7 protein-coding genes are annotated in these 10,977 nt (G+C 66.9%); 1 reads left to right on the top strand and 6 read right to left on the bottom strand.

Translation table 11 applies throughout. The annotated features are described in order from the left end of the window. Positions 1-729: hypothetical protein (locus tag RMO40_RS13650; protein WP_309722097.1), on the top strand; the 729-nt coding region annotated here is incomplete at its 5' end. Positions 730-741: 12 nt separating this feature from the next. Here the strand turns inward: RMO40_RS13650 and RMO40_RS13655 are convergent. From RMO40_RS13655 to tssK, 6 genes are all read right to left on the bottom strand, one after another. Beyond that, a complete protein-coding gene (locus RMO40_RS13655; protein ID WP_309722100.1) occupies positions 742-2,838 on the bottom strand; it encodes an EAL domain-containing protein in 2,097 nt (698 codons plus the stop codon). A gap of 167 nt (positions 2,839-3,005) precedes the next feature. Further along, positions 3,006-4,934: a protein kinase domain-containing protein gene (locus RMO40_RS13660; RefSeq protein ID WP_309722104.1), complete on the bottom strand. Its 1,929-nt coding sequence runs from the start codon at positions 4,932-4,934 to the stop codon at positions 3,006-3,008. Continuing rightward, positions 4,931-5,659 carry a type VI secretion system-associated protein TagF gene (gene tagF / locus RMO40_RS13665; RefSeq protein WP_309722107.1) on the bottom strand — a complete coding sequence of 243 codons (729 nt, stop codon included), beginning with the start codon at positions 5,657-5,659 and terminating at the stop codon, positions 4,931-4,933. The genes RMO40_RS13660 and tagF overlap by 4 nt, the downstream gene beginning before the upstream one ends. A gap of 7 nt (positions 5,660-5,666) precedes the next feature. Further along, complete coding sequence (gene tssM, locus RMO40_RS13670; RefSeq protein WP_309722111.1) at positions 5,667-9,260, bottom strand: type VI secretion system membrane subunit TssM; 3,594 nt, start codon at positions 9,258-9,260, stop codon at positions 5,667-5,669. Further along, positions 9,257-10,576 carry a DotU family type VI secretion system protein gene (locus RMO40_RS13675; RefSeq protein WP_309722114.1) on the bottom strand — a complete coding sequence of 440 codons (1,320 nt, stop codon included), beginning with the start codon at positions 10,574-10,576 and terminating at the stop codon, positions 9,257-9,259. The genes tssM and RMO40_RS13675 overlap by 4 nt, the downstream gene beginning before the upstream one ends. 168 nt (positions 10,577-10,744) lie before the next feature. Further along, on the bottom strand, positions 10,745-10,977 hold a 233-nt coding region (tssK, locus tag RMO40_RS13680), incomplete at its 5' end, for a type VI secretion system baseplate subunit TssK (RefSeq protein WP_309722117.1).

Genomic DNA, 10,977 nt, shown 5'->3' on the forward strand with positions numbered 1-10,977 from the left:
TCACCCTCCTCAAACGCCAGCACGCTGACACCCCGCATGTTCGGTCAATCGAAACCCGTCGTTCTGGAGTCGTATGGCAGCCGCCGCAAACGCGGGCGGCCCCCGCGCTGGTTGGTGCTGTTGCTGAGCGGCGTGGCCATCGGCGCCGCGGGGGTGGTGGTGCTGCAAGAGCGCTACCTGCCGCCGCGCCTGTCGCAAGGCGAATCGGCCAAGCTGCGCGAAGCCTATGAAACAGCCGATGCCGAGCGCCTGCGCTTGCAACAGAGCCTGGGTGAAACCAGCCAGAAGCTCAACTCTGCACTGTCAGAGAAAACCAAACTCAGCGAAGAACTGGCCACCAGCCGCGCCAGCACCGAGCGCCTGCGCGAAGACCTCTCGGCCGTGGTGGCCGCGCTACCGCCCGACCCGCGCGGCGGCGGCGTCGAAGTGCGCGCCGGGCGCATCACCACCCGCGGTGGCATGCTGGTCTACGACGTGGTGCTGACCCGCGAGCGCGCCGGCAGCAAGCCCATGGCCGGTGTGTTGCAGCTCACCGTGGCCGGTGAGTCGGCGCGGGGGCCGGAGACCACGGTCGCGCTCAAGCCGGTGACGCTGGCGCTGGGCAGCCATGAGATCGTGCGCGGCAGCCAGCCGCTGCCTGAGGGCTTCAAGCCCCGCGAAACCACCATTCGCGTGCTCGACCGCCCGGCCGGCAATTCGCTCGGCATGCGGGTGATGCTGGTCAAGTAGCCGCTTGCGGCCTCAGGCCGCCGAGACCTGCGTGCTCTCCTTGAACAGCGAGGAGCGAAAGTTCAAGGTGCGCGGCCCCACGTCGTGCATGGCCCACAAGGCCAGAGCCTTGGCCGACATGGGCTTGGCAAAGAGATAGCCCTGCAGCTGGTCACAGCCGTATTCGCGCAGGATGCGGTTTTGCCCCTCGGTCTCGACACCTTCGGCCACCACCTTCAGGTCGAGCGCCTTGGCCAGGTTGATCACGGCCGAGGCCACCTTGCGAGCGTCTTCGCTGGTCTCCAAGTCGAGCACGAAGCTGCGGTCGATCTTCAGCTCATGCGCCGGCAGCTTGCGCAGGTAGGCCAGGCTCGAATGGCCGGTGCCGAAGTCGTCGATCGAAATCTGCAGGCCCAGCAGGTCGAGCTGGCGCAACACACGGATCGTGACCTCGGTGTCTTCCATCGCCGACGACTCGGTGATCTCGCAGGTGATCAGCTCGGGGTTGATCTGGTGGCGCTGCAGCACCTCTTCGAAGCGCTCCGCCAGGTCGGGCTGGCGCAGCTGGTGCACCGAGAGGTTGATCGCCACGCGCATGCGCAGGCCGGCATCGCGCCACACGCGGGTCTGGCGGAAGGCTTCGTCGATCACCCAGCGGCCCAGCTCGTTGATCAGGCCGTAACGCTCGGCCAAGGGAATGAACACACCCGGGCTCACCATGCCGCGACGCGGGTGGTTCCAGCGCATCAAGGCCTCGACGCCAGTGATCTCGCCGCTGGGCGCATGGATCTTGGGCTGGTAGTAAAGCTCCAGCTCGCCCCGCGCGAGCGCGTGGCGCAGGTCGCGCAGCAGGGCCACGTCATCGCGTGCGCCGCTGAGCATGCGGGGCTCGAAGAAAACGTGGCTCGCACCGCCCGCCGATTTGGCCGCGCGCATCGCGGCCTCGGCGTGGCGGATGAGGGTGGATTGGGCGCCGTCTTCGGGGTACAGCGCCACACCGATCGAGCAGGCGACAGTGGCCGAGCGGCCCTCCACCGCAATCGGCTGGCTCACTGCGGCCAGCAGCTGGGTCGCCAGCTCGGAGGCCTGCTCCACGCCCACCTTGCCCTGGAGCAAGACGAGGAACTCGTCGCTCGCCAACCGTGCCGCCATGTGCGGCCCCGACAGGGCCCGCAGGCGAGACGCCACCTTGCCGAGCACACGGTCGCCGCCGCGGTGGCCAAAGGCTTCGTTGACGGGGCGAAAGCCATCGAGGTTGATGAACAACAAGGCCAGCGACTGGTCGCTGGCGTCAGCACGTTGCACGGCCTGGCCCAGCGTGCCTTCGAACAGCTGGCGGTTGGGCAAGCCGGTCAGTGGGTCGTTGAGCAGCTTGCTGCCCAGGGCCCGGCGGGCCTTGGCACCGGCGGCGCGGGCCTTCAGGTGCTTGCGCAAGGAGACCAGCAGGCCAGACAACACACCCCCGCCCAGCACGACCGCCAACACCGTCAACACGCCGCCCGACACCTGCCCGGGCGCTGCCGGAGCGCGCGCCGCGGGCGCCGCTTCGGCCACGAAGTGCTGGCTGGCCACCATCGCACCGGCCCAGGCCACGCTGGCACCCACCCGGAACCAGACGGCCGCACCGTTGCTCTGCCCCTTCAGGCAATGGAACAAGCCAAATGCCAACAGGGCACCTGCCACACCCAGTCCCCAGGCCACCAGCAAGAAGCCCGCGTGCCAGGGAGCCGTCGAGTCGCTAGCGCCCAGCAGCTGCAAACCCACCATGACCGTACCCAGCACCACGGCCGCCGGCACCCACCTGGCGGCGCTGGCCTTGCGAAGGTCGAGCCATGCCAGCGTGGCCATGGAGGCGGCCACGGCCAAGGCCCACACTGCAAATTCGAGCGCGGGTGTGTATCCCCGCCCGAAGCCGGCGGATTCGACCGGGGCCGAAAAAACATGAACCATCCAGAGGCCGGTGCCGAGGCTGAGGCCCGCCCCGAGCAGGCGCTGCGCCGAGCTGCGCAGGTTGTTGGCCCAGGCGTGCTCGATCCATGCGAGGCCGAGCTGGGCCGACAAACCGCCTGCAGCCAGGCTCAGGACGATCCAGAGGCTGGCGGCGAAGATTCGATCGAGGTGAGCGTCCATGGCAGGGTCAGGCACCGTCGTTGGGCGGTCTTGTGGTCATCCAGTGGATGTCGGCGCCTGGGGCTGGGGCTTGAGTATGGCAAGGCCTGCGCTCTCGCAAGAACAATCTCCGCGCAGGACATGCGCCGGATTTCACGACCCACGGTTGCGTGAGGCAACCCGCAGGCTCAGCGCGCTTTTGCGGCCACCTCTTCGATGGTCAGCAATGTGGCGCCGTAGGTCGATTCGCAAGCGGTGCCTGAAGGGCAGACGGCCTTGCCCACGAACGGGCTCTCGCCGCCGGTGCGTGCGGCCCACAACTTTTCGGCGAGCACCAGGTCGTATTCGGGGATCTCTTCCTTCGCCTGGCGCAGGCCGGCTTGCGCAAAATCGCGCGGCTGGCGTGACACCATGGTCACGATGTGATTGGTGCCGGGCGGCCCGCCGGCCGTGATGTTCCAGCTCTTGCGTGGCAACAGCATCTCCTGGTTGGCTTCGATGCGGTTGTTCTTGTCGAACGTGTTCGGGAACAGCAGGTACATGTGGCCCTTGTCGGTGCCGGCAAAAAACACATACACATAGCCGGCTTCAGATGACTTGACGCGGAACTGCAGCCTGTCGCTGCCGATCGTCAGGGTCGACTTGTCGGCAAGAGCGTTCACGCCGAGCAGCGGGTCTGCACGGCGCACGATGTCTTGCATGGCGGTGACGATGCTGAACGGCACGACCGGCGGTGGTGGCTTGGCGGGTTCGACTTTTGCGACTGGCGGCGCCGAGGCAGGCTGCGCTGGCTGCTCGGTGCTGCCGTTCTGGGCCACGGGCGGCGTGAGCGCGTCGGCCTTGCCCTTGACGCCAAACCACCAGCCCGCACCGGCCAGCACCAGCAAGGCCAAACCACCGCCGGCCCACCAACCGATGCGCGACGGGGGCGGAGCCGGGTCGGGGTTGAGCAGCTTGATCGGCGGGGCGGGCTGCGCGGGTGGGCGTGGTGCGGAAACGGGCGGCCTGGGCGGCGGCGGTGCAGGTGGCGTGGGCGCCATCATCACCGTGGCGGCATCGGCGTCGTCGAGCGTGGCAGGCATCAGCACGGTCGGTGCATCGGCTTGTTGCGGCCGGGCCAGTGTGGGTGTGCCGGCGCCGAAGCTGAACAGGGCGCGCAATGCCGCCATGTCTTGCGGGCGGTTCTCAGGGCGCACCGACAGTCCCTTGTCGACTGCCGCCAGGAACTCGGCGCTGTAGTGCCCCGCCCCGACCTGCGCGGCCGGCACCATGTCGTCGCTCACCATGCGGCTCACCGACGGCAGCGGCGCGCGGCCGGTGATGGCGGCGTAGAGCACGGCCGACAAGGCATACACGTCGGTCCAGGCGCCCTGCTTCATCGAGGTGGATTCGGCGTACTGCTCGATCGGTGCGTAGCCCGATTTCAGGATGACTGTGAGCGCCTGGGTGGCGTCGCTGATCACGCGGCGGGCGGCGCCGAAGTCGAGCAGCACCGGGCGCATGACCTGCGGGCGGCCGAGCTGCGTGGCCTGATGGTTGAGCAGCAAGATGTTGTCGGGCGCGATGTCACGGTGGTAGCAGCGCTCGTGGTGCATCAGCTCCAGCGAGTCGATGACCGGGTGCAGCAGCGAGAGCAGCCAGGCTTCATCGGGCCGGGCGCCGTGTTCGGTCAGCCACTGCTTGAGCGTGGGGCCTTGGTAATACGGCATCACCATGTAGGCGGTGCCATGCTGTTCCCAGAAGCGGTACACCTTGACCAGCGAGGGGTGGTCGAAGGCGGCGAGCAGCTGCGCTTCGTTGACGAAGCTGCGCAGGCCGAGCTCGAAGGTCTCGCGGTGGCGCGCCGAGCGCACCGAGACCTGGTGGTCGGCAGCGCGTGTGGCCAGCGACGAAGGCATGTACTCCTTGAGCGCCACCACGCGGCCGAGCTGGGTGTCGCGCGCCAGGTAGACGATGCCGAAGCCGCCCTCGCCGATCAGACCCTCGATCACGTATTCCTGCAGGCGGTGCCCCAGCGGCAGCGTGTTGCCACTGCCGTCGATCTCGATGCCACCGCCAACGGCGGTGCGGGTGCCCATGTCGAGTGTTTCAGTCTTGGGCGGAACGGGGGAACTCACCAACGACCCTCCAGCAACTCTGAAAAATGCTGAGCGCTGGGCAAACCCTGCGACACGCTCAAGCTGTTGTCGGGCGATTCGGCATGGTCGGGCCACCAGAGGCTGTGGCCGGCAAAACCTTGCAAGGCATTGCCCACCAGCAGCCCCTGCGCCCAGGTCAACAAGGACGAAGCGCCGGGCAGAGTGTGCCTCACGCGGCCGGGCAGCTGGCTGGCGCTGGCTGGCGGCACGTAGGCGCTGTCGGCGGCCACTGGTGCGCGCGAAAGGGTCGACTCAAACTCTTCCAGCGTGGCGCCGGGCCGCAAGGTGCCGAGCGCAGCAGCGCCTACATGGCCATACCAGGCTTGCAGCGCATTCAAGCCGTCCGCCGTGCCGGGCAGCGCTGCCGCAGGGCGCGCGATCAAGAGCGGGAAGTAGCGGCCGACCTTGTCGACGCTGGGCATCATCACGCCCAGCCACCATTGCTGACCTTCCAAACCAGGGACGACACCCGGCGCCCAGGCGAAGCGCCAGATGGGGCCGGTGAGATAGACGTCGAGCCAGCGCTCGCCGAGCTGCGCGCGGCTGTGTTCCACGCCGCTGGCGAGCCAGGCATCACAGGCATCGACAAAAACTTGCGGCAGACGCCGGCTGGCGAAGTCGCCGAGCGCGGGCATCTTGCCGTACCAGCCGGGCGCCTCGACGCCCGTGCCGGCGAGCAGGTCCAGAAGGGATCTTTCGTCCATCAGCTGATCAGAGTTTGCCCGGGCATGAGAACTGCACCAGTTCAGGCAAGCGGAATGGGTTGCGCACGCTGCTGGTGGTGACGAGGAAGCTGGCCTTGCGTCCGTCCACATTGAAGGTCGCCTTCCAGCGCTCGGGCCCGCCGGCCGATTCGATCTGCTGCTTGTCGAACAGCTTGAACAGCGCCCACGGCCCATCGGTCACCAGGCCCGAGGCGCCGGCGGCCGACACCGGCGTGACCTGCACCCGCACCTGCGAGCTGCCACGGGGGCCCGGCCACTGCACGCTGGCCGGGATCTGCGGGCCGTGCGCGTACTTCACGATCTGGCCGTCGACGTCGAGGATGAACTGGGTGATGGTCGCGTCCATCTCGACCGGCTTGAAGTCGAGCCGCAGGCCCATCTGCGGACCGCCACGGAAGAAGGTGTCGCGGATCATGGCTGCATGCTGGAACTGCAGCAGCGTGGAGCTGTCGGTGCCCATGCTGGCGCCGTCGACGCTCTTGAACTTCCAGGGGCGTGTCGAGGTGTCGACAAAGTTCACCAGGTTCTTCTGGAAGAAGGCGTCGATGATGCCGCCGGGCGCAAAGATGCGGGTGAAATCTTCTTGTGTCGCGTCGCGCGTGCTGCTGCGTGCAAACGGGTAACGTCCGCTGATGGCCTGGCGGCAAAACTCGCCGATCTCGGAGTTGATGGCGTTGCCCAGGTTGCTGCGCGTGATCTCGAGCGCCGCCGAAGTGCCACTCACCGAGAGCGTGTTGAGCAGCGAGCGCACCGGCTCGGGCAGGCGCGCGGCCTCCGCCTTCACCTTGTTGGGCACCTCTGACGGCGGTGGCACGTTGCCGCCCTTCACTGCCGTGTCGGCCGCGGTGAGCAGCGTGTAGACCTCGCTGATGAGGGCGACCGTGCCGTCGACTGGCGCGGGCAGCTTGCCGTCGGGTGACGAGACCATCTGGCGCAGGCCGATGAAACGGTCGTCGACGATGCTTTCGATCGCCTGGCCCGGCGCCACCGCCGAGGCCGTGCCCTTGTTGCCCAGCAGGCGCGACAGCTCTTCGCGTGAGCGTTGCAGCGCATCGCGGGCCTTGGTCTCGACCTGGCCGACCACGTCTTTGTTGGTGCGCAAGGTGGTCTCGCGCGACATCGCTTTCAGCAAAGGCACCAGCGGGTTGTCGGGCGCCGACAACACACGCGCCATCTGCACCGCCTGCGCGAGGTTGGCGGTCTTCACCATCTTGATGTCGGCGATGAAGTCTTCCCATACCTTGGCGTATTCGCTCAAGAAAAGGCGGCGCACCTCGTCGTTGAGCTGGAGCTTGATGTCCAGGTCTTTGAGCGCGTTCTGGCGTGCGCTGTCGTTGACGCCCAGCACCCAGCTCTCTTCTTCGGCCAGCTGCCCTGCTACACGTTCGACTTCACGCTGGAAACCCTTGTGATAACCCTCGTGGGTGAAAAGCCCCGGAACACCCTTGGTGAGCGGCTCGCCACTGCCGCGTGTGAACACCAGCGCCGCACCCGGGCCCGCGGCCTTGGCCACGGTGAACTCGGGGAACTCGGCGCCCACACCCTGGCGCTTCAAGCGGCGGAAGATGCGCTCGGTGAGCGGCGTGGCCACCAGCCGCGTGCGCGTCTGGGCGACCAGGGTCTTGTCTTCGGGCAATGGCGACACCACGGCACCTTCGGACAAGAGCGCATCGAGGTGCGACTCCAGCGCCGCACGCTGCTCGGTGGTGACCGAGCGTGGCAGAGAGCTGTCCCAATCGGCTGTCACGTAGAGCTTGAGGGCGGCGGCATCGAAGCGCTCCGGGTCATAGAGCATCACGTAGGCCTTCAGGGCCTCGTATTGCAGCTCGGGGTTGTCGTTGCCGTTCTTCAGCTGTTCTTCGATGCCGAGCGCAATGCGCGGAAGCACCGCGTCGATCAGCATGCGGCGATAGGCCTGCTTCGAGGCGGCGTCGAGCTTCTTGCCCTGGTAGAGGCCAAAACCCAGCGACAGCGGCACCGACTCGCCGATCCCCGCGCGCGCCAGGTCGCGGGTCGCTTCGAGTGCGGGCAGCAGCACCAGCACGTCGGGCGAGTTGCGGTTGGGCGTGGCTTGCACCAGCTTCTTCACTTCTTCGGCGGCCGTGCCCACCTTCTCGACGTAACGCTGGTTGCCCACGTAGCTCACGCCCCAGGCCGTCAGCGTGCTGACGGCAAGCACGCCGACGAGCACGTACGCGCCCAGCGCAAACATGCCGCGGCGGCGCTCCCACTTGGCGTCGGTGCCTGCGAGGCCGCTCTCGGCGAACACCACTTCCTTGAGCAGACGCGACAGAAAGTAGCTCTTGCCGCTGCTCTGGTTGGGCGGCACCACGGTGCGCTCCAGCCGGTAGGTGCGCGCGATGCGGCCCAGCATGCGGTCGATCGGCGTGCCCTCTTGTGTGCCGCTCACGAAGTACACGCCGCGCAGCAGCGGGTGGGCTTCGAACTGCGACGGCGAGAACACCTGCTCCAGGTGGTCTTTCAGCAAACCGCGCAGCGCTTCGAACTGCTGCGGGAAGCCGTAGATGCGCGCACGGCGGCCCGGGTCGCGCTCCATTTGCAGCTTGCCGACCAGGCCGTCGGTGAGGCGCTTTTCCAGCGCGTCGAACTCGGTCGTGAAGACACTCAGGTCGGTGTGCTGCTGTTTGTCGAGCTTGAACGTAAAACCCCAGGGCGCGGCGCGGGTGTCCTTGTCGGCATCCCCCAAGGTTTCCATGAAGCCGGCCAGCAGGTCGCACTTGGTGACCAGCAGGTAGATCGGGAAACGCATGCCCAGGTGCTGGTGCAGCTCTTGCAAACGCTGGCGCACGGTGGCGGCGTGCAGGTTGCGCTCGGCGGCGTTTTGTGTGAGCAGGTCAGTGACCGAGACCGTGACCAGCACGCCGTTGAGCGGCTGGCGCGGCCGGCTGCGTTTCAGCAGATTGAGAAAGCCTTCCCATGCTTTCGCGTCGGTGCTCTTGTGGCTGTCTTGCGTGGTGTAGCGGCCGGCGGTGTCGATGAGCACGGCCTGGTCGGTGAACCACCAATCGCAGTTGCGCGTGCCACCCACACCCTTGACGGAATGTTCGCCCGAGGCGCCGGCCAGCGGGAAGTTGAGGCCGGAGTTGACGAGCGCGGTGGTCTTGCCCGAACCCGGCGCGCCGATGATCACGTACCAGGGCAACTCGTACAGATACCGTTTGCCCACACGAGACGACAGCCCGCTCCACAGGGCGGAGATACCCGTCTTGGGCTGCTCGAACTGAGCGGTCTTGAGGGTTTGCAGCGCTTTCGAAAAACGCTCGTTGAGCGTCTTGATCTCGCCATCGCTCGGGTCGGCGGCCGCGGCGGGGGCCAGCAGCTGGTTGACCACCTTGTCGTTTTTCTTGCGCGAGGCGAAGAGCTTCCAGACATTGCGCAACACGATCAGCAGCACGATGAGGCCGATGAACACCAGCCGCGCCGTCACGCCGTCGAGCGGGCGCCAGTTGCCGATGGCCACCAGCGGGCCGACGATCCAGATCACCAGCGACAGGGCCAGCAGGCCGAGCACCAGCAGCACCCAGGGATTGAAGATGATGCCGAGGACCTTCTTGATCATGACCCGGCTCCGCGTGTGACGAACAAGGTGATCTCCACGCGCCGATTCAGCGCCCGGTTGGCAGGGGTGTCGTTGGTGGCCACGGGCTCGCCATCGGCGCGGCCTTCGGCACGCACACGCTCGGCGGGCAGGCCGTTGCTGACAAGAATCTCGCGCACGGTCTTGGCCCGCTCTTCCGAGAGGTGCCAGTTGGACGGGAAGCTCGCGGTGCGGATGCGCACGTTGTCGGTGTGGCCGGTGACGGCAATGCCACCCGGCACTTGTTTCAGCGCTTCGGCAATGCGCTTCATCAGCGCCTCACGCTCGGCAGTGAGCGAAGCGCTGGCCGGTGCGAACAGGCCATCACCGCGGATGATGATCACGCTGCGGTCCACCTCGTCACGCACGGCCACCTGCTCGGCCTTGATGTCGGCCACCAGGAATTGCGCCAGCCGTGGCTTGGCCGCAGGCTGCTTGACGGGCGGTGATGGTGGCGCCAGGCGCAGCTCTTGAATGCGGCCGAACACCGGATCGGAGTCACCACTCAACTTGAACGCCAGGAAGCTGTAGATCGCCACCAGCAACAGCGCCACGATGGCGGCCGTGACCCACAGCGGCAACCAGGTCAACATGGAGCGCTTGGACGGCTTTTCGCCCGCCCAGTTTTGCGCCAGCGCCGGCGGGTAGGCGCCACGCTCTTTTTGCAGGATCTGCGCCAGCCGCTCGCGAACCGCTTCGAGCTGGGCTTTGCCGCCGTCGACGACGCGGTAGCGGCCCTGGAAGTCGAGGCACAACACGGCGTAGATCAGCTCCAACAGGTCGCGGTTGGCAGCAGGGTTCTCGGCCAGCTTGGCCATCAGCTGGAAGACCTTTTCACCGCCACCGGTTTCGTTGTGGAACATCGCCAACAGGCTGTGCCGGCCCCACTGGCCTGACGCACCCCAGGGCATGGTCGCAGCCACCTCGTCGAGCAAGGTGCACAAGATGTAGCGGGCCGCCAGCACACGCTCCGGGGCCATGCCCTTGGCGCGCGCGGCCGCTTCAAATTCACGCACGCCCTGGGCGATGGATTCGCGCAGCGCGGCGGGGTCGGGCAAGTGCGTGGTGGCGCGGATCTGCGGCACCAACGCGAGCAAGGGGTTGGCGAGCGCGACCAGCGGGTTGAGGCCACTCTCGCTCGGGCCGATGTCGGCTGCCACGTCGGCGCCAACGGCCGGGCCCATGCGGGCCGCTGGCGAGGGCGCAGCGGCAGCGGCGCGTCCGCCCGGCGTGGGCATGATGAAGGTGCGACCGGTGTCGATGTCGGCAAACGGGTCGTCAGGGTTTGAGGTGCTCATCTGCTTGACGCTCAATGTGGAGATCGCGAACTTCGAGAGGTCTCTTCACCGCAAAGGCGCAAAGAACGCAAAGGTCGCGAAGAAGAAAGAAAGCTTGTTTTCCTTGGCGACCTTTGCGTTCTTGGCGCCTTGGCGGTAAAGACAGGGACGAGTCGGCAAGGCCTCGCGTTACTTGCGAATCGCCCACAACTCCAACTCCAACCCCGGGAAATCACCCGAGATGTGCATGGCCACGTTGCCGTTTTGTTCGATGGGTTTCCACAGCTCGCCCCCACGGTCGAGCTCGAAGTAGAAGTAGCCGGCATGGAATGGCAACTGGCGCGGCGCCACCGGCAACGAGCGCAGGCCAATGCCGGGCAATTGCAGGTTGACCAGATCGCGCAGCTTTTCGGGCGGGCCGA

The sequence above is a fragment of the Rhizobacter sp. genome (assembly GCF_031412075.1).
Lineage (GTDB): Bacteria > Pseudomonadota > Gammaproteobacteria > Burkholderiales > Burkholderiaceae_C > Rhizobacter.

Coding starts and splice junctions, on each gene's coding strand:
- RMO40_RS13655 (WP_309722100.1), bottom strand. CDS start 2,838: ATGGACGCTCACCTCGATCGAATCTTCGCCGCCAGCCTCTGGATCGTC.
- tssM (WP_309722111.1), bottom strand. CDS start 9,260: ATGATCAAGAAGGTCCTCGGCATCATCTTCAATCCCTGGGTGCTGCTG.
- tagF (WP_309722107.1), bottom strand. CDS start 5,659: ATGGACGAAAGATCCCTTCTGGACCTGCTCGCCGGCACGGGCGTCGAG.
- RMO40_RS13675 (WP_309722114.1), bottom strand. CDS start 10,576: ATGAGCACCTCAAACCCTGACGACCCGTTTGCCGACATCGACACCGGT.